This is a genomic window from Stenotrophomonas sp. YJH_SMC_21 (assembly GCF_059369555.1).
Genome location: NZ_JCAFSU010000002.1, coordinates 524,150 through 543,305, shown reverse-complemented (window position 1 = coordinate 543,305; position 19,156 = coordinate 524,150). Strand labels below are relative to the sequence as shown.

18 protein-coding genes are annotated in these 19,156 nt (G+C 66.3%); 10 read left to right on the top strand and 8 right to left on the bottom strand.

Annotated elements, in window-relative coordinates; genetic code table 11:
* The 3 genes from AC5P67_RS05400 to AC5P67_RS05390 all read right to left on the bottom strand — a co-directional run.
* On the bottom strand, positions 1 to 92 hold a 92-nt coding region (locus AC5P67_RS05400; RefSeq protein WP_305099592.1), incomplete at its 3' end, for a transposase.
* A gap of 186 nt (positions 93 to 278) precedes the next feature.
* A complete protein-coding gene (locus AC5P67_RS05395; protein WP_005410613.1) occupies positions 279 to 503 on the bottom strand; it encodes a YbdD/YjiX family protein in 225 nt (74 codons plus the stop codon).
* Complete coding sequence (locus tag AC5P67_RS05390; protein ID WP_005410612.1) at positions 503 to 2,584, bottom strand: carbon starvation CstA family protein; 2,082 nt, start codon at positions 2,582 to 2,584, stop codon at positions 503 to 505. The genes AC5P67_RS05395 and AC5P67_RS05390 overlap by 1 nt, the downstream gene beginning before the upstream one ends.
* A 215-nt stretch (positions 2,585 to 2,799) precedes the next feature.
* Between AC5P67_RS05390 and AC5P67_RS05385 the strand changes: the two genes are divergently transcribed.
* Positions 2,800 to 3,651 carry a pirin family protein gene (locus tag AC5P67_RS05385; protein WP_033834360.1) on the top strand — a complete coding sequence of 284 codons (852 nt, stop codon included), beginning with the start codon at positions 2,800 to 2,802 and terminating at the stop codon, positions 3,649 to 3,651.
* Positions 3,652 to 3,779: 128 nt separating this feature from the next.
* Here AC5P67_RS05385 and AC5P67_RS05380 read toward each other — a convergent pair whose 3' ends face one another.
* From AC5P67_RS05380 to AC5P67_RS05365, 4 genes are all read right to left on the bottom strand, one after another.
* Positions 3,780 to 4,238, bottom strand: coding sequence for a hypothetical protein (locus AC5P67_RS05380; RefSeq protein WP_005410610.1), 459 nt, complete (start codon positions 4,236 to 4,238; stop codon positions 3,780 to 3,782).
* Positions 4,239 to 4,433: 195 nt separating this feature from the next.
* Positions 4,434 to 5,153 (bottom strand): aquaporin Z, encoded by a 720-nt coding sequence (aqpZ, locus tag AC5P67_RS05375; protein ID WP_099596886.1) that lies wholly within the window; start codon positions 5,151 to 5,153, stop codon positions 4,434 to 4,436.
* Positions 5,154 to 5,274: 121 nt separating this feature from the next.
* Positions 5,275 to 6,138, bottom strand: coding sequence for a pirin family protein (locus AC5P67_RS05370; RefSeq protein WP_005410608.1), 864 nt, complete (start codon positions 6,136 to 6,138; stop codon positions 5,275 to 5,277).
* A gap of 634 nt (positions 6,139 to 6,772) precedes the next feature.
* On the bottom strand, positions 6,773 to 8,836 hold the full coding sequence (locus AC5P67_RS05365; protein ID WP_024958698.1) for a 3-hydroxyacyl-CoA dehydrogenase NAD-binding domain-containing protein: 2,064 nt from the start codon (positions 8,834 to 8,836) through the stop codon (positions 6,773 to 6,775).
* 235 nt (positions 8,837 to 9,071) lie between these two features.
* Between AC5P67_RS05365 and rpoE the strand changes: the two genes are divergently transcribed.
* The 9 genes from rpoE to recO all read left to right on the top strand — a co-directional run bounded on the left by rpoE (position 9,072) and on the right by recO (position 17,740).
* Positions 9,072 to 9,692, top strand: a complete 621-nt coding sequence (rpoE, locus tag AC5P67_RS05360) for an RNA polymerase sigma factor RpoE (protein ID WP_005414197.1) — start codon at positions 9,072 to 9,074, stop codon at positions 9,690 to 9,692.
* On the top strand, positions 9,689 to 10,570 hold the full coding sequence (locus AC5P67_RS05355) for a sigma-E factor negative regulatory protein (protein ID WP_076739745.1): 882 nt from the start codon (positions 9,689 to 9,691) through the stop codon (positions 10,568 to 10,570). Before rpoE ends, AC5P67_RS05355 begins: the two co-directional genes overlap by 4 nt.
* Positions 10,571 to 10,644: 74 nt before the next feature.
* Complete coding sequence (locus AC5P67_RS05350; protein WP_005410604.1) at positions 10,645 to 12,180, top strand: DegQ family serine endoprotease; 1,536 nt, start codon at positions 10,645 to 10,647, stop codon at positions 12,178 to 12,180.
* A gap of 180 nt (positions 12,181 to 12,360) precedes the next feature.
* The gene (gene lepA / locus AC5P67_RS05345; RefSeq protein ID WP_005410603.1) at positions 12,361 to 14,154 is read left to right on the top strand and encodes a translation elongation factor 4; all 1,794 of its coding nucleotides are present in this window, start codon (positions 12,361 to 12,363) and stop codon (positions 14,152 to 14,154) included.
* A 54-nt stretch (positions 14,155 to 14,208) separates the two neighbouring features.
* A complete protein-coding gene (lepB, locus tag AC5P67_RS05340) occupies positions 14,209 to 15,003 on the top strand; it encodes a signal peptidase I (protein WP_005410602.1) in 795 nt (264 codons plus the stop codon).
* 52 nt (positions 15,004 to 15,055) lie between these two features.
* A complete protein-coding gene (locus AC5P67_RS05335) occupies positions 15,056 to 15,439 on the top strand; it encodes a DUF4845 domain-containing protein (RefSeq protein ID WP_005410601.1) in 384 nt (127 codons plus the stop codon).
* Positions 15,429 to 16,109: a ribonuclease III gene (gene rnc, locus AC5P67_RS05330; protein ID WP_005410600.1), complete on the top strand. Its 681-nt coding sequence runs from the start codon at positions 15,429 to 15,431 to the stop codon at positions 16,107 to 16,109. The genes AC5P67_RS05335 and rnc overlap by 11 nt, the downstream gene beginning before the upstream one ends.
* Positions 16,106 to 17,002 carry a GTPase Era gene (gene era / locus AC5P67_RS05325; protein ID WP_005410599.1) on the top strand — a complete coding sequence of 299 codons (897 nt, stop codon included), beginning with the start codon at positions 16,106 to 16,108 and terminating at the stop codon, positions 17,000 to 17,002. The genes rnc and era overlap by 4 nt, the downstream gene beginning before the upstream one ends.
* Before the next feature lie 18 nt (positions 17,003 to 17,020).
* On the top strand, positions 17,021 to 17,740 hold the full coding sequence (gene recO, locus AC5P67_RS05320; protein ID WP_005410598.1) for a DNA repair protein RecO: 720 nt from the start codon (positions 17,021 to 17,023) through the stop codon (positions 17,738 to 17,740).
* 580 nt (positions 17,741 to 18,320) lie between these two features.
* Here recO and AC5P67_RS05315 read toward each other — a convergent pair.
* Positions 18,321 to 19,049 carry a response regulator gene (locus AC5P67_RS05315; protein ID WP_005410597.1) on the bottom strand — a complete coding sequence of 243 codons (729 nt, stop codon included), beginning with the start codon at positions 19,047 to 19,049 and terminating at the stop codon, positions 18,321 to 18,323.
* Positions 19,050 to 19,156: the final 107 nt, after the last annotated feature.

Sequence of the window (19,156 nt, the reverse complement as noted above, 5' to 3'; positions counted from 1 at the left end):
CCGTGGCGACGGGCAATGGCTTTGACCGATGTGGAGGTCTTGCAGGCCTCTTTGGCGACCTGCAGTTTGAAACGTGCGTCGTATCTGTTCATGTATCCCTCGGGGTTGGATCTGACGTCCAACTCCCGGGGGTCACTTCAGGGATGGGTTTACGGCGTCCCCGCCATCCGACACCACCCCGCCAACCACACAGAAACCCAGAGCCGACGCCTCAGCTGTTGCCGTTGCTCCGGCCTCTGCGGGCGCCGGGCTGCAAGCCCGGCACCCACCCTGGAACCTCAACAGCAGCGACCACCGTTGCGTCCGCCGTAGCGCGCTTCCTGGCGCTCGCGGAAGAACGTCTTGTAATCCATCGGCTCCTGGTCCGGATGCTTTTCCAGCATGTGCCGGACGTAGTTGTCGTAATCAGGAATGCCACAGCACAGTCGGGCGGTCTGCACCAGGCGCCGCCAGATGCGGCGGTGTGCCTGGTACTGGCCGGCGGGAACCAGTTGCGTGCTCATCACAGATCCACCATTTCATGTGGCTTCAGCGCCACGTACGGGGTCTCGCGGTCGCTGCGCTGCGGATTGCGGCGGGCCGCCAGGATGGTCTTGATCGAATACACCAGCACTGCGCCCACCACCAGCAGGAACAGCGCGGTCAGGCCGGTGTTGACGTAGGCGTTGACCACGATCTGCTTCATCTGCGCCACCGATTTGGCCGGTGCCGTGATGGTGTCGCTGGCGAGGGCGGCCTGGAACTTGTGTGCCTGGGCCAGGAAGCCCTGCGCCGGATTGCTGTCGAAGATCTTGATGAAGCCGGCGTAGGTGGTGCAGATCAGCAGCCAGATGGCCGGCACGGCCGTCACCCACGCATAGCGGTCACGCTTCATCTTGAACAGCACCACCGTGCCCAGCATCAGTGCGATACCCGCCAGCATCTGGTTGGAGATGCCGAACAGCGGCCACAGCGTCTGGATGCCACCGAACGGATCGACCACGCCGGTGTAGAGCAGGTAGCCCCACAGCGCCACGCAGCCGGCGGTACCGATGATGTTGGCGGTCCACGATTCGGTCTTCTTCAGGGCCGGCACGAAATTGCCCAGCAGGTCCTGCAGCATGAAGCGACCGGCACGGGTGCCAGCGTCGACTGCCGTGAGGATGAACAACGCTTCGAACAGGATCGCGAAGTGGTACCAGAACGCCATCATCGCGTCGCTGCCACTGGGAATCGCTTCGTGCAGGATCTGCGCGATGCCCACCGCCAGTGTCGGTGCGCCACCTGCGCGATGCAGGATGGTCGGCTCGCCAATGGCCGCCGCGGTCGCGGTCAGCTGCTCGGGCGTGATGGTGAAGCCCCAGGTGTTGGTGATGTAGTGCGCCGCCGAGGCCGCGTCGGCACCGATCACCGCCGCCGGGCTGTTCATCGCGAAGTAGATGCCCGGATCGATGATCGAGGCTGCGACCAGCGCCATCACCGCCACGAACGATTCCATCAGCATGCCGCCGTAGCCGATGTAGCGCATGTGCGCTTCATTGGCCAGCAGCTTCGGCGTGGTGCCGGAGGAAATCAACGCGTGGAAACCGGAGACCGCACCGCAGGCGATGGTGATGAACAGGAACGGGAACATGCCGCCCTTCCACACCGGGCCATCACCACTGGCAGCGAACTGGGTCAGCGCCGGCATCTTCAGTTCCGGCATCACAATCAGGATGCCGACGGCCAGCGCGATGATGGTGCCGATCTTGAGGAAGGTCGACAGGTAATCGCGGGGGGCCAGCAGCAGCCACACCGGCAGCACCGAGGCAACGAAGCCGTAACCGATCAGCATCCAGGTGATCTGGGTGCCGGTGAAGGTGAAGGCCGGGCCCCAGACCGGATCGGCGGCGACCTTGCCGCCGTACCAGATCGCGGCCAGCAGCAGGATCAGGCCGACCACCGAAATCTCGCCGATCCTGCCGGGGCGGATGTAGCGCATGTACACGCCCATCAGGATCGCGATGGGCATCGTCGCGATCACCGTGAACATGCCCCACGGGCTTTCGGCCAGCGCCTTGACCACCACCATCGCCAGCACCGCCAGGATGATGATCATGATCAGGAACGCACCGAACAGCGCGATGGTGCCGGGCACCTGGCCCATCTCTTCCCGCACAAGATCGCCCAGGGAGCGGCCGTTGCGGCGGCTGGACAGGAACAGGACCATGAAGTCCTGCACCGCGCCGGCCAGCACCACGCCCACCACCAGCCACAGCAGGCCGGGCAGGTAGCCCATCTGTGCGGCCAGCACCGGTCCCACCAGCGGGCCGGCACCGGCAATGGCGGCGAAATGGTGACCGAACAGCACGTGCTTGTTGGTCGGCACGTAGTCCAGGCCATCGTTGTTGATCACCGCCGGGGTGGCCCGGGTCGGATCCAGCTGCATCACCTTGTTGGCGATGAACAGGCTGTAGAAGCGGTAGGCCACCAGGTACAGCGAAACGGCGGCGACGACGATCCACAGGGCATTGATGTGTTCGCCGCGGCGCAAGGCCACGGTGCCCAGACAGAAGGCGCCGAGCAGGGCGAGTACCGCCCAGCCTATTTTGGAAAACCCTTTCATGAGGTGCTCTCTCCCGGAAAGACAGTCAAAGAGTCCCGCGTGCCCTCGGCAGGGTCAATTGGCACAGGACGAATCGGCGGTAGTACTTTGGTCGTACGCTTGTTGTGCTGACATGCAGCGAACATCAGGGATGGAACAATCGGTTGCGGCGCCGTCCATTGGCGTGCGGCCATGTGGCGTCCATCTTCAGTGGCATCCATCCAACAGGAGTCGCCATGAGCTTTCCCGAACCGGTCCGCGTACTGCGGACCATCCGTGGCATGCCCACCTCCGACGGTGCCGGCGTGCGCCTGACCCGCGTCATCGGCGGCCCGACGCTGCCTGACCTGGACCCGTTCCTGCTGCTCGATGAATTCGGCACCGACCGTGCCGAGGACTACATCGCCGGCTTCCCGGAGCATCCGCATCGCGGTTTCGAGACCGTCACCTACATGCTCGACGGGCGCATGCGGCATCGCGACAACCACGGCAACGAGGGCCTGCTTACCCCGGGCAGCGTGCAGTGGATGACCGCAGGCCGTGGCCTGGTGCATTCGGAAATGCCCGAGCAGGAAAGCGGTCAGATGCGCGGCTTCCAGCTGTGGGTGAACCTGCCGGCGAAAGAGAAGATGACCGAGCCGAAGTACCAGGAGTTCGCGCCCGAGCGCATTCCCGTGGTGCGGCCGGACGCCGGCGTGGAAGTGAAGGTGATCGCCGGCAACGTGGATGGCACGCAGGGCCCGATCGTGCAGCCGGCCACCGATCCGCTGTACCTGGACATCACGCTGGCCCCGGATCGCGCCTGGACCTATGCCTTGCCGGAAGGGCACAACGCCTTCGCGTATGTGTTCGAAGGTGCGGTGACGGTGGGTGAGCAGGACGCGGCGCGCGACGTCGCCCGCCAGGAACTGGCGGTGCTGGGCGGTGGCGAGCAGCTGCATCTGTCGGCCGGCAGCGAGGGTGCGCGGCTGATCCTGGTGGCTGGTCGTCCGTTGCGAGAACCGGTGATGCGCCATGGCCCGTTCGTGATGAACACGCGGCAGGAACTGATGCAGGCCTTCGTCGATTTCCAGGAAGGCAAGTTCTGAGGCGGTGCCGGCCGCTGGCCGGCAACTGCCTGCGGTCACGGCGGATTGAGGTGCCGGCCAGCGGCCGGCACTACCGTCAGGTCGGCTCGCATTGCGGGGATGCTGCAAGGCAGTCATCCCCGCCATCGTCAGTTCCCGGCAGCCACGGCCGACGGGGTCAGGCTCATCCCCTGCGCCAGCTGTTGCAGCGAACCCAGTTCCTGCGCGCTGTCCGGATACAGCGAAATCTGCGCGTAACGCCCTTTGTCGAGCTTGACCACGCTGATGCGGCGCTCGGCATAACCGGGCGGCTGCTGGCCTCCCAGATCGGGCTGGTACCAGTACAGTGATTCACCGCCGAAGCTGCCCTTTTCGTGGCGCAGCGAGCGGTTCAATGGAAGGTTGGGATCGCGTGCACTGAGCATCAGGCTCAGTACCTCGCGGCCATCGCTGGTGCTGGCACGGCAGACCAGGAAATCGGCCTGTGCCTGCTGTTGCCACTGCAGGCCGCTGTTGGCCGGCAATGAAGGACATTCGGTGGGAGCCTGCGCGGCGGCCTGGGCCGCAGCGAACAGCAGGCTCGACAACACTACAGGCGCGAACTTCATGCATCCCCCAAGGTGGTGTGTCGTGGCTCCGTCGGATGGACCGGCGGCCTTGGCATCCCATCCCCGGATGCCCCGCCGGCCGGCATGTGCACGGACGGTCAACTCAACCTTAACGGAACGTGAGCGATCGCACAAATTGCGGTTACAAGCGTAACCATTGCGGCCGAAGGTCAGCCGCAATGGTCCGCACAGGCCTCAGCGGTCGTTGCCGAGCCACTTGTAGATGATGCCGCCGATCGCACCGCCCAGCAGCGGGGCGACCCAGAACAGCCACAGCTGGCTGACCGCCCCGCTGCCGGCGAAGAAGGCCACGGCGGTGGAGCGGGCCGGGTTCACCGAGGTGTTGGTGACCGGGATGCTGATCAGATGGATCAGGGTCAGCGACAGGCCGATCGCCAGCGGCGCGAAGCCAGCCGGTGCCTTGCCGTGGGTGGCGCCCATGATCACGATCAGGAACACGGCGGTCAGCACCACTTCGCACAGGAAGGCCGCCGCCACGCTGTAACCGCCGGGCGACAGCGCACCATAGCCATTGCTGGCGAACGCACCGGCCTGGCTGCCGTCGATGGCGAAGCCGCTGGCCCCCGAGGCGATCTGCAGCAGGATGAAGCCGGCCAACAGGCCACCAGCCACCTGGGCGATGATGTAGGGGATCAGGTCCTTGGTCGGGAAGCGGCCACCGGCCCACAGGCCGACGCTGACCGCCGGATTGAAGTGCGCGCCGGAGATATGGCCGAACGCATAGGCGCCGGTCACCACGGTCAGGCCGAAGGCGAGCGCCACGCCGAGGAACCCGATACCCAGCGGATTGCTGTCACCGCCGAACTTGGCGGCCAGCACCGCACTGCCGCAGCCACCCAGAACCAGCCAGAACGTGCCGAGGAATTCGGCGGACAAGCGTTTACCCATGCTCATGTGTTGCACTCCTTTGACGGTCGAAAGTGTGATTTATGTCACATTTCAATGATCAGCGGGTGACTGTAGCGTCAACGCCGGGTGCAGGCATACACCTTCGGATGTGTGCAACACGCGATGTTCAGTACTGCGGCAGCGGGATGAATTCCTTGTCGTCGCCCGGAATGGTGCCGAAGCGGCCGGCCTCCCAATCGTGCTTGGCCTGCTCGATGCGTTCCTTCGAGCTGGACACGAAGTTCCACCACAGGTGACGCGGGCCATCCAGCGGCTCGCCACCGAACAGCATCGCCTTCACCGGCGTCTTCGCGCGCAGGCGGCCACGTGCGCCGGCTTCGGGAATCACCAGATGCTGTGCAGGGATGTCCACGCCATCCAGCTGTGCGTCGCCTTCGAGGATGTACAGCGCGCGCTCGCGGTGGCCGTCGTCGATATCGATTTCCGCATCCGGGTCGAGATCGATTGCCACGTTGAGGGTGTCGGCGAACACCTTCACCGGCGATTCCTCGCCATAGGCGCGGCCGGCGATGACGCGCAGCCAGGCACCGTTGCGGCGCTGCTCGGGCAACGTAGCCGCGGCGTGGTGGTAGAACGCCGGTTCGATTTCCTCGTGCGATTTCGGCAGCGCTACCCAGGTCTGCATGCCATGGATCGGGTTGTCGTGATCGCGGTCCGGCTGCGGCGTGCGCTCGGAATGGGCGATGCCGCGGCCAGCGGTCATCCAGTTGACGTCTCCGGGTCGGATCACCTGGTCCGAACCGAGTGTGTCGCGATGGCCGATGGCGCCCGACCACAGATAGGTGACGGTGGCCAGGCCGATATGCGGATGCGGGCGCACGTCGATGGCCGTGCCGGGATGCATGAGCGCCGGGCCCATCTGGTCGACGAACACGAACGAGCCGATGCTGCGCGCCTGCAGGGTGGGGACGGCGCGACGGACTTCGAGTCCGCCGATGTCGTGCACGCGCGGGGCGATGATGGTGGTCATGCGGGCGTTCTCGCTGGCAGGGATCAGGCGGTCAGCATCGCATGCAGCTGTGACGGGCACATGCCCCGTATGGGTAACAGGGTGTTCCAGCCAACGGCGCAGCCCCTCGTGGCTGTGGGGTTGGTCGCGTAAAGCAAAAGCCGCGCTTGGCCGGGCGGGGTGGGTTCGCGGGGGACGCCGTGAATCCGTCCGTGGAGGCTTGGCCGCGGCATCCATGCCGCGGACACCCCCGCGAATCCCCCCGCCCGACCTCTGACAGTTTCCGTGTGCGTCCAGCCACGGAGAAGAAAAAAGAAAATCAAAGTCAAAATCAAACGCTGGTTGCTTCGCTCCTGGTGGCGGCCCAGGTAGCCACCCACCCGTTCGTAGTGATCCACACCGGAATCGAGATTCACCGACCGTCACCGGGAAACTGTCAGGGGTGGGGCGGTGTGGGCAGGCAGGACCGTTGGCGCCATGGATGGCGCCATCGAGCCCCCATGGATGGGTTTACGGCGTGTCCTGCCTGCCCACACCGTCCCGCCCAACAAACAGAAAAGCCAGAGCCGGCTGTTGCTCCGGCTCTGGCTTTTGAGGTTGCCGGCCAGCGGCCGGCACTACCGCGGGTGCCGGGCCGCAGGCCCGGCCGATAAACTCAAACCACTGGTTCGCGCAGGGTGGGGTTGTCCCAGCCCGGGCGCGGGGCGAAACGGTCGCCGTGACGCTGCTGCAGTGCCTTCAGCCGCTCGACGATCGCATCGGCACCGACCGCACGGATGTGCTGGATCGGACCACCGCGGAACGGGGCAAAGCCGGTACCGAAGATCACGCCGGCATCCAGCAGGTCCGCATCGGCCACAACGCCTTCGTGCAGGCACGCCACCGCCTCGTTCAACAGCGGCAGGATCAGGCGGTCCTCAAGATCGGCCGGGGCCTGGTAATCGCTGGCCACGTCCGGCTTCTTCGGCTTGCCGTTTTCCCAGGTGTAGATGCCCTGGCCGTCCTTCTTGCCGCGCTTGTCCGGCTCCACCGTCTGCAAGGCCGCTGGAATCTGCAGGCCCAGGAACGGCGCCAGTTCGCGGCCGACGCCGGCGGCCACGTCCAGGCCGACGGTGTCGATCAGTTCGATCGGGCCCATCGGCATGCCGAACTTCACCGCGGCCCTGTCGATCACCGGGCCCGGAATGCCTTCGGCATACGCGGTGGCGGCTTCCAGCATGTACGGGAACAGCACGCGGTTCACCAGGAAGCCCGGGCTGCCGGCCACCGGTACCGGGAACTTGCCCAGCGCCTTGCAGAACGCGGCCAGGCGGCGCTCGGTCTCCGGCGCCATGCCGTCGTGGTGGATGATCTCCACCAGTGGCATCTGCGCCACCGGGTTGAAGTAGTGCAGGCCAGCGAACTGCGCCGGGCGCTGGATGTGGTCGCGCAGTTCCACCAGCGGAATCGACGAGGTGTTGGTGGTCAGCAGCGCGTCCAGCTTCATCTTCGGTTCCAGCGTCTGGTACAGCGCACGCTTGGCTTCCGGGTTCTCGATGATCGCTTCGATCACCAGGTCGGCCTCGGCCACGCCGTTGCCTTCCAGGTCGGCACGCAGGCGCGCGGCCACGGCGGGGCGCTTGCTCTCGTCGCGCACCTTCTTGGCGAACAGCGCCTGCGCGCGCTCCATGGCGGGGTCGATGAAGCGCTGCTCGCGGTCCTGGAGAGTCACTTCAAAGCCCTTGTAGGCGGCCCAGGCGGCGATGTCACCGCCCATCACGCCGGCGCCGACCACGTGCACGTGGCGGATGCCGGAATCACCACCACCGAGGCCCTTCAGGCGTTCGGTCAGGAAGAAAATGCGGATCAGGTTGCGCGCGGTCGGGGTGCTGGCCAGCTTCACCACCGCGCGGCGCTCGGCGTCCAAACGCGCCTGGATCGGCTTGCCGCCACTGCGCTGCCAGGTGCTGATCAGCGCGTAGGGCGCCGGATACTGGTCCTTCTTGGCCTTGCGTGCGACCTGCTTGACCATCTGCGGTGCCAGCAGCGTGCGTGCCAGCCAGGTGTTGGTGGCCCAGGCCGTTGCGCGCTGCTTGAACGGGCGCGTGGTGCCGGACAGCGCCAGCGCCACGGCGGTGTCGAGCACCACGGCCGGTGCCACCACCTTGTCGACCAGCCCGATGCCACGCGCGGCCGAGGCCGACAGCGTACGGCCGGTCAGCATCATGTCCATTGCCGCGGGAGCGCCGACCAGCTGCGGCAGGCGCGCGCTGCCGCCCCAGCCCGGGAAGATGCCCAGCTGGGTTTCCGGCAGGCCGATGCGGGTGCTGCTGTCATTGGAGGCCACGCGATAGCGGCAGGCCAGCGCCAGCTCGGTGCCGCCGCCCAGGCAATGGCCGTGGATGGCCGCCACGGTGGGGCAGGGCAGCTCGGCCAGCTTCTGGTAGGTAGCCTGGCCGCGGCGGATGGCATCGTTGACGGTGCCGCGACGGTCGAACTCCTGGAACTCCTTCAGGTCCGCCCCGGCAATGAAGCCGGCTTTCTTCAGCGACTGGATCACCACGCCCTTGGGCGGGTCCAGTGCAATGCGCTCAAGCAGGTCACCCAGCTCCAGCAGCACATCCTGCGACATGGCATTGACGCTGCTGTCCTGGCGATCCAGGGAGAGGACCACCACGCCGTCGTCGCGGATCTCGGGGTGCCAGTGGCTGAAGCGGAGACCATCGAAGCCTGAGAGCATGGACGTTCCATCCGGTTGTGTATGGAGAAGCGGCTATGATCCAGAGGTTGTTTCCCCCGCGTCAAATCCCAATAGCAGGGGAGTGGCGACCCCGGATCCATGGCCGTGGACCGGAACGCTAACGGAACGGTGGTTAAAAGCTGGTGCGGCGCCGGGTGATCGGCGACTGAACTTTTCCCGGGATTGGCAGTCTCATTGCCCGACGTCGGTTGGGCTGACAGGAGTGCGGCCCCTCATGGCCGAGGTTGATACACCACAGGAGCTGGATCTGGAACTGGTCCGGCGCGTGCAGCACGGCGAGAGCGCCGCGTTCGATGTCCTGGTGCGCAAGTACCAGCATCGCGTGGTGGCCCTTGTCGGCCGCTACATCGCCGACTGGAGCGAATGTCAGGACGTCGCCCAGGACACTTTCATCCGCGCCTATCGCGCGATCGGAAGTTTCCGTGGCGACGCCCAGTTCTCAACCTGGTTGCATCGAATCGCCGTGAATACCGCCAAAAACTACCTGGCTTCACACAATCGACGGCCGCCGACCGATGACATCGACATCGGCGATGCCGAACAGTTCGACAGTGGTACGCGCCTGCGCGACACCGACACGCCCGAACGCGAGTTGATGCGCCAGGAGCTGGAACAGACGGTGATGAAGGCCGTCAACGCGCTGCCGGAAGAGCTCCGGTCGGCGATCACCCTGCGCGAGGTGGAAGGCCTGAGCTACGAGGAAATCGCGCAGAAAATGGGGTGCCCGATCGGCACCGTGCGTTCACGGATCTTCCGGGCGCGCGAGGCGATCGACACCGAACTCCGGCCGCTGTTGGACATCGGCAGCGCCACCCGTGAGAAGAGCCGCGTATGACCAGTAACCCGTTCAACGAATCGCAGAACCATCAATCGCCCGCCGGGCAGCGCCTGGACCAGCGCCATCGCGAGCAGCTGTCGGCCCTGGTCGATGGCGAGCTGGGCGCCGATGAAGCGCGCTTCCTGCTGCGGCGGATGGAGCATGACCCCGAACTGGCCGGCTGCCAGGAGCGCTGGCAGCTGCTGGGCGACGTGATGCGTGGGCAGGCGTCGGCACTGGCCCCGGCCGGGTTCAGTTCCGCCGTGGCTGCTGCCATCGCCGCCGAGCCTGCGCCGCAGGCCGCGCCGCGCCGTCAGGTGCGTCGCAGTGGCTGGCGGGCCTGGGGCGGTGGTGCCGCACTGGCCGCTTCAGTGGCAGCGGTGGCGCTGTTCATGGGCGGTGAGAAGCTGAAGGAAGCCACCCCGGGCGAGCCGTTGGCACCTCAGGTGATCGCCAGCCAGGCGGAGCTGCCGACCGTGCCGACCGATCCTGCCCCGGTTACCGAAGCCTCTGCAGACACGGCCGCGATGGCTGTGGCGGCGACTCCCGCCCTGGCGATGGCCACTGCCGGTCGCCGCCAGGACACCCGCCGCGCCAGTGCCACCCGCAGCCAGCAGGCCGCGCGTGCCGCCCAGCGTGAGGACGTGCCGCAACGCGCGGTGGCTGCTGCGCAGGCGCCGCTGACCCCGACCATACCGGCCAATGGCAGCCGCAACATGCCGTTTGGCGAGGTCGGTGGGCTGCAGGCGCGGCCGTGGCCGCGTTCCAGCCTGGCGCCTGCCGCCGGCGGCGCGCTCAATGCCAGCTTCCCGGCCCATACCGGTGGCGCCGCCTTCTACCCGTTCGAGCCGCGCCTGCAGGACGACCTGCCGGTGCCGCCGCGCCCGCGCGACTGAGCCGGGCGCTTTCACGCCCCGCCGTCAGCGGGGCCCGTATTCCTCTTTCCATCCGATCCGGAGGTTGCCGTCCGATGACTCCCCGACTCCGCACGCAGGCCATGGGCCTGTTGGCCCTGACCCTGCCGCTGGTGGCCTGCGCGCAGGCACCGGCTCCGGCCGCCCCGACCCAGGCTGCTCCAGCCACCGCGCCAAGGGCACCGGCACAGCCGCTGGTTACCGGCCTGCCCGATTTCACCAACCTTGTTGAACAGGTCGGGCCGGGTGTGGTCAACGTCGACACCACCATCGTCCGCACCAACCGCCAGGCTTCGCGGGGCCCGATGGGTGGTGACGACGACATGCCGGAATTCTTCCGTCGCTTCTTCGGCCCGGACTTCCCGATGCCGGGGCAGGGCCCGGGCGGCCCGGACGGTGGCCCCAGCATCAAGGGCCGCGGCATGGGCTCGGGCTTCATCATTTCGCCCGATGGCTATGTGCTGACCAACTACCACGTGGTGGCCGATGCCAGCGACGTGAAGGTCAAGCTGGGCGACAGCCGTGAGTTCAACGCCAAGGTGGTGGGCAGCGACCAGCAGTACGACGTGGCGCTGCTGAAGATCGATGGCAAGAACCTGCCGACCGTGCGCGTGGGTGATTCCAATACGCTGAAGCCCGGCCAGTGGGTTGTCGCGATCGGCTCGCCGTTCGGGCTCGACCATTCGGTCACCGCCGGTATCGTCAGTGCACTGGGGCGTAGCACGGGTGGCGCCGACCAGCGCTACGTGCCGTTCATCCAGACCGACGTGGCGATCAACCAGGGCAACTCCGGCGGTCCGTTGTTGAACACCCGCGGCGAAGTGGTCGGCATCAACTCGCAGATCTTCTCCGCCTCCGGCGGCTACATGGGCATCAGCTTCGCGATCCCGATCGACCTGGCGATGAGCGCGGTCGAGCAGATCAAAAAGAGTGGCAAGGTCACCCGTGGCCAGCTGGGTGCGGTGGTCGAGCCGATCGATGCGCTGAAGGCGCAGGGCCTGGGCCTGCCCGACAGCCGTGGCGCGCTGGTCAACCAGATCGTCGCCGGCAGTGCCGCAGAGAAGGCCGGTGTGCAGATCGGCGACGTGGTGCGTTCGGTCAACGGCAGCCCGGTCAACAGCTGGTCCGACCTGCCGCCGCTGATCGGTGCGATGGCACCGGGCAGCCGGGTCACGCTGGGGGTGATCCGCGACGGCAAGCCGCGCGACCTCAGCGCCACGCTCACGGCGCTGAGCGAAGACGGTCAGGGCAATGCCCGTGCGGCGTCTGCCGCCAGGCCCGATGCGGCACCGCAGGCCGGCGCCAATGCCCTGCTGGGCCTGGACGTGAGCGACCTGACCGCACCGCAGCGCAAGCAGTTCGGCCTGGATGGCAACGAAGGCGTGCGTATCACCGGAGTCAAGGGCCAGGCGGCGCGTGATGCCGGCCTGTCTCCGGGCATGGTGATCCTGCAGGTCGGCCGTACCCCGGTCGGCAGCGTGGAGAGCCTGAACCGGGCGCTGTCCAGCTACAAGAAGGACGACGTGGTGATGCTGCTGGTGCGCACCGGCAACGGCAACAGCGCCTTCGTGGCGGTCAAGGCCGGCCAGTAAGGCTTGCCGGGGCCGCTTCGGCGGCCCCTGTGTCTCCCCTGAAGCCCCGCCCTGGCGGGGCTTCGGCCTTTCCGGGCGGGGCCCGAGCAGTCCGCTTTCGCGGTGGGGCGCCGGGCATGCGATAATCGACCGTTACCCTGACGACGCCGCGCGCCGCCGCCACCTATGTCTTCTGATTCGATGCGGAACATCCGCAACTTCTCCATCATCGCCCATGTCGACCACGGCAAGTCCACGCTGGCCGACCGCATCATCCAGCTCTGTGGTGGCCTGCAGGCCCGCGAGATGGAAGCGCAGGTGCTCGACTCCAACCCGATCGAGCGCGAGCGCGGCATCACGATCAAGGCGCAGTCGGTGTCGTTGCCGTACTTGGCCAAGGACGGGCAGACCTACCATCTGAACTTCATCGACACGCCCGGCCACGTCGACTTCTCCTATGAAGTCAGTCGCTCGCTGGCCGCCTGCGAAGGCGCGCTGCTGGTGGTCGATGCGGCCCAGGGCGTGGAAGCGCAGTCGGTGGCCAACTGCTACACCGCGGTGGAGCAGGGCCTGGAAGTGGTGCCGGTGATCAACAAGATCGACCTGCCGACTGCCGACATCGAGCGCGCCAAGGCCGAGATCGAGGCCGTGATCGGCATCGACGCCTCCGACGCCGTGCCGGTCAGTGCCAAGACCGGCCTGAACGTGCAGGACGTGCTGGAAGCGATCGTGCATCGCATCCCGCCGCCGACACCGCGCGACACCGAGAAGCTGCAGGCGCTGATCATCGACTCCTGGTTCGACAACTACCTGGGCGTGGTCTCGCTGGTACGCGTGATGCAGGGCGAGATCAAGGCCGGTGACAAGCTGCAGGTGATGTCCACCGGCCGCAACCACCAGGTCGACAACGTCGGCGTGTTCACGCCGAAGCGGAAAGTGCTGCCTGCGCTGCGTGCCGGTGAAGTGGGCTGGGTCACCGCCAGCATCAAGGACGTGCACGGTGCGCCGGTCGGCGACACCCTGACCCTGGCCGGCGACCCGGCACCGAAGCCGCTGCCGGGCTTCCAGGAAATGCAGCCGCGCGTGTTCGCCGGTCTGTTCCCGGTCGATGCCGAAGATTACCCGGACCTGCGCGAAGCGCTGGACAAGCTGCGCCTGAACGATGCCGCGCTGCGTTTCGAGCCGGAAAGCTCCGAGGCGATGGGCTTCGGCTTCCGCTGCGGCTTCCTGGGCATGCTGCACATGGAAATCGTGCAGGAACGCCTGGAGCGCGAGTACAACCTGGACCTGATCAGCACCGCGCCGACGGTGGTGTATGAAGTCCTGAAGACCGATGGCTCGATCATCAACATGGACAACCCGGCCAAGCTGCCGCCGGTGAACCAGGTCGAGGAGATCCGCGAGCCGATCATCCGTGCCAACGTGCTCACTCCCGAGGAGTACATCGGCAACATCATCAAGCTGTGCGAAGAAAAGCGCGGCAGCCAGATCGGCATCAACTACCTGGGCAGCCAGGTGCAGATCAGCTATGAGCTGCCGATGGCCGAGGTGGTGCTGGACTTCTTCGACAAGCTGAAGTCGGTCAGCCGTGGCTACGCCTCGCTGGACTACCACTTCGTCCGCTTCGACGCCGGCCCCTTCGTGCGCGTGGACGTGCTGATCAACGGCGACAAGGTCGACGCACTGTCGCTGATCGTGCACCGCAGCCATGCCGACCGTCGTGGCCGTGAGCTGTGCGAGAAGATGAAGGACCTGATTCCGCGCCAGATGTTCGACGTCGCCATCCAGGCTGCGGTCGGCTCGCAGATCATCGCCCGTACCACGGTCAAGGCCATGCGCAAGAACGTGCTGGCCAAGTGCTATGGTGGCGACGTTTCGCGCAAGAAGAAGCTTCTGGAAAAGCAGAAGGAAGGCAAGAAGCGCATGAAGCAGGTCGGCCGCGTGGAGATCCCGCAGGAAGCGTTCCTGGCCGTGCTGCAGATGGACAACAAGTAATCCCGCACCGGCCCTGCGGGGCCGGTCGTCCGGTGACGTTGCAAAGGACCCTGAATGAAACTGTTTGAGATCCTCCTGGTCGTGCTGACCCTGGCCTCGGGCCTGATCCTGCTTGCGGACAAGCTGTACCTCGCCAAGCGTCGCGCCCAGCGCGCCGGCCTGCTCGATTCCGAGCCGGTGCTGGTGGATTACTCGCGTGCGTTCTTCCCGGTGCTGGCGATCGTGCTGATCGTGCGCAGCTTCATTGCCGAACCGTACAAGATCCCGTCCAGCTCGATGATGCCGAACCTGCTGATCGGCGATTTCATCCTGGTCAACAAGTTCTCCTACGGCCTGCGCCTGCCGATCAGCAACACCAGGATCGTGCCGTTCGGCGAGCCCTCGCGTGGCGACGTGGTGGTATTCCACTTCCCCGGCCACAGCGACAACGACCCGGCCAAGGGCGAGAACTTCATCAAGCGCGTGATCGGCGTGCCGGGTGACACCGTGGTCTTCGAAGGCGACGGCGTGATCCTCAATGGCGAGCCGCTGAAGTACGACAACAAGGGCATCTACGCCGGCCACAAGGGTCAGGGCGAAGGCGCCAACCTGCTGGTCGAGCACCTGCCGGGCCGCACCCACACCGTGCTGGAGACCGACTACCCGCGCGGCCAGGGCCAGTGGACGGTGCCGGCCGGCAAGTACCTGGTGATGGGCGACAACCGCGACAACAGCGACGACGGCCGTTTCTGGGGCCTGCTGCCGGAGGAGAACCTGCGCGGCAAGGCCTTCCTGATCTGGCTGAACTGCCAGGGCTGGTTCTGCAAGGATGGCTTCGAGCCGTCGCGGATCGGCTCGAGCATCAACTGATCGGGCATCAACTGAGTACCTTCACATCCAACGCGTATCTGGGGAGAACGCAATGAAGACGATGAACACGCAGCGCGGCATGACCCTGACCTCGTTCCTGACGGTCCTGATCGTGGTCGGTTTCTTCCTCTACATCGGCATGAAGCTGTTCCCGATGTACCAGGAGTACTACGCCGTGCGCTCGGCGATGAAGAGCCTGGCCAACGAGCCGGGCGTGGGCAGCATGGAGCCGTCGCGGATCCAGGACCTGTTCTTCAAGCGCCTGTACATCAACTACTCGGACAATGTGAAGCCGGCCAACGTGAAGTTCGACCGTCGCGACAATGGCTGGACCCTCAAGGTCAACTACGAAGTGCGTCGCCAGCTGATCGGCAACCTCGATGTGGTTGGCAAATTCGATTCTTCCCAGGACCTGACACGAAGCGGTGCCCAGTAAATTCATCCAACGTGGCGACCTGATCGGTCATGCCTTCAGCGACCCGGCCCTGCTCAAGCAGGCGCTGACACATCGCAGTGCCGGTGCGCCGCACAACGAGCGCCTGGAGTTCCTCGGCGACAGCATCGTCAACATGATGGCGGCCGAGGCGTTGTACCGACGCTGGCCCAAGGCTGACGAAGGGGCGATGACCCGTGCCCGTGCCGAGCTGGTGCGCGAAGGTGCGTTGGCGGTGATCGCGCGCACCCTGCAGTTGGGCGAGCGGCTGACCCTGGGCCCGGGCGAAATGAAGTCCGGCGGTCATCGCCGCGACTCGATCCTGGCCGACGCAGTGGAAGCCGTGGTGGCTGCGATCTACCTGGATGCCGGCTTCGAGGCCTGCCGGGCGGTGGTACTGCCCTGGTTCAGCGCTTCGATCGAGGCGCTGCCGGCCTCCGGCCGTCCCGAGAAGGACCCCAAGACCCGCCTGCAGGAATGGCTGCAGGCCCGACAGAAGGCGTTGCCGCAGTATGAACTGGTGTCAGAATCCGGTGACGACCATGCCAAGCACTTCCGGGTACGCTGCAATGTAGCCGACCCGGCCGCCAGCACCGAGGGCGAAGGCGCCTCGCGGCGGCTTGCCGAACAACAGGCGGCTGCGGCCGTCCTAGAACAACTGGATTCCAAGTGAGCGAACAAACTCCTCATCATTGCGGCAGCGTGGCCGTCATCGGCCGCCCGAACGTGGGCAAGTCGACCCTGACCAATGCCCTGGTCGGTGCGAAGGTCAGCATCGTTTCCAACCGTCCGCAGACCACGCGCCATCGCCTGCTGGGCATCGCCACCTACCCGGAAGGCCAGCTGGTGCTGGTTGATACCCCCGGCCTGCACAAGGTGCAGAAGCGGGCGATGAACCGGGTGATGAACCGTGCCGCGCGCGGCTCGCTGGAGGGCGTCGATGCCGGCCTGCTGGTGATCGAGGCCGGTCGCTGGGATGAAGAAGACAGCCTGGCCTTCAATGTGCTGCGCGATGCCGGCATTCCGGTGGTGCTGGTGGTCAACAAGATCGATCGCCTGAAGGAAAAGGGCGCGCTGCTGCCGTTCCTGCAGCAGGTGACCGAAGGCCGTGATTTCGCTGCCGTGCATCCGATCTCGGCGCAGAAGCGCAATGGCCTGGAAGCGTTGGTGCGCGACGTGCTGAAGCTGCTTCCGGAAGCGCCGCCGATGTTCGGCGAGGACGAGATCACCGACCGCAGCCAGCGTTTCCTGGCCGGCGAGCTGGTACGCGAGCAGCTGATGCGCCAGCTCGGCGAAGAGCTGCCGTACGCCACCACCGTTGAGATCGAGCGCTTCACCGAGGACGGCAACCTGCTGCGCATCGGCGCGGTGATCTGGGTCGAGCGCGAAGGCCAGAAGGCCATCGTGATCGGCAAGGGCGGCGCCCGCCTCAAGGAGATCGGCGCCAAGTCCCGCCTGCAGATGGAGCGTCTGTTCGGGGCCAAGGTGTTCCTTGAGACTTGGGTGCGCGTGCGTGAAGGCTGGTCCGATGACGAGGCCGCGCTGAAGGCCTTCGGTTACGAGTAAGCCGTTGCGGTCGCTTCGATGATGATCGAGGACGACACCGGCTTCGTGCTGCATGCGCGGGCCTACCGCGAGACCAGCCTGCTGGTCGAGGTGTTGAGCGCGCAGCATGGCCGCGTTGGCCTGCTCGCGCGTGGTGTGTCAACCGCGAAGGGCCAGGTGCTGCGCGCTGCCCTGCAGCCATTGCAGTGGATCCGCTTCAGCGCCCAGCAGCGCGGTGAACTGGCCCAGTTGCGCGGCGCTGAAGCGCTGGATGCGGCCCCGCGCCTGGTCGGCCAGGCGATGCTGGCCGGCTTCTATCTGAGTGAACTGACCCTGCGCCTGGCACCTCGCCAGGATCCGTTGCCTGAGTTGTATCTGGCCTATGGCGAAGCGCGCGCACGGCTGGCGGTCGGTGCCGGCCTGGCCTGGACGCTGCGTCGTTTCGAGCGCGAGCTGCTGACCGCGCTGGGCCTGGGTTTCGAACTGGACAGTGCCAGCGACGGCCAGCCGATCGACCCGGCCGCGCGCTACGAGCTGGACCCACAGGAAGGCGCGCAGCGCCTGCTCAGTGAGCGCGGTGGGGAACGCCGGGCGGCGGCCACTGGCTCGGCGCTGCTGGCGTTGGCGGCCGACGAAGAGCCCGCTGCCGCCGACCTGGCCAGCCTGCGCCTGCCGATGCGGCGGGTGCTGGCCCATCACCTCGGGCCACGCGGCCTGAAGTCCTGGGAAATGCTCGAGCAGCTCGCGCCCCGCAGGTAGGGGGTGTTCGGCAGGGCTTGCAGCCCTGCACCTGCCGAGGCCAAAGCAACAGCAACAGCAACAGCAACAGCAACAGCATGCATTCCGTGGGATGGCGGGGTGGGTCCGGTTGCGGGAGACGCCGTAAACCCGTCCCTGGGGGCTTGGCCGCGGCATCCATGCCGCGGACACTCCCGCAACCGGACCCACCCCGCCTTCGACAGATTCTTGCGAGCTGTCGGAACGGCACTCTGCTCTGGTGGGTGTCGACCTTGGTCGACACAGTAGAGCCACGCCATGCGTGGATGCGTTTCGATTTCAATTCGAAATATTTGATTCTGATTGAGATTCATCCACGCATGGCGTGGATCTACCCGCCGTCACCGGGAATCTGTCGGGGGTGGGGCGGTGTGGGTTGGCAGGACCGTTGGCGCCATGGATGGCGCCATCGAGCCCCCAGGGATGGGTTTACGGCGTGTCCTGCCAACCCACACCGCCCCGCCCAACAAGCAGAAAGCCAGAGCCGCTCTGGCTCTGGCCTTTGGTGTTGCTCTGGCTTGAAGCCTCTGCGGGTGCAGGGCGCAGCCCTGCCGACCAACCCTCAATGCAGCAGGGCCGCTACCGCGTCGCGGAACCCCGCCTGGGCCTGCCCGGACTCGGGCGCATGATGCAGCTGCCGCACCGCCCGTCCCAGCCGTGCCGCGCCGACAAACCCACAGCTCGCCTGCAACCGGTGCAGCTGGCTGCGCAGCTGGCGCTCGTCGTGCTGGTCCACCGCCTGCTCGACCGCGTCGCGTACGCCCGGCAACTCGGCCAGGAACAGCTCGCGCAGCGCGATCAAGTGGTTGCGCTGGCCATTGAGCGCGGCCAGTGCCGCGGTCTCGTCCCAGTCCTGCACCTGCAGCTCGACCGCTGCCGGAGCCGGGGCAACGGAGATCCCCGCCGGGCTGTTCACCAGTGCCCGGCGCACGGCCTTCAGCAACTGGTCGCGGCCCAGCGGCTTGACCAGCGTGTCGCTGAAGCCAGCTTCGCGCAGGCGGGCATGGATGGAGGTGTCGCCATCGGCGGTATGCGCCAACGCCGGGGTATCGGGGTGCGAACGGCGCAGTTCACGCAGCAGCTGCGCGCCGTTGCCGTCCGGCAGGTTGACGTCGATCAGCCACAGGTCATGCGCGCCGGGCTCGGCGCTGGCCAGCGCACTGGCCAATGAATCTGCGGTGTCCACGTCCGCCGGTAACGTTTCCAACGCCGCTTTGAAAAAACCGCGGCTGATGATGTCGTCCTCGACAAGCAGGAAGCGGGGCCGGCTGGCCCGCGGGGTCATCTGCATCAGGGCTGCCTCCATGTCAGCTGCTGCAATCATCAAGCACGGCGGCGGCGGGCGCAAGCGGGTCCGGACCCTGCCAGTCAGGATCTGCGACAATGTGCCCCCATTTT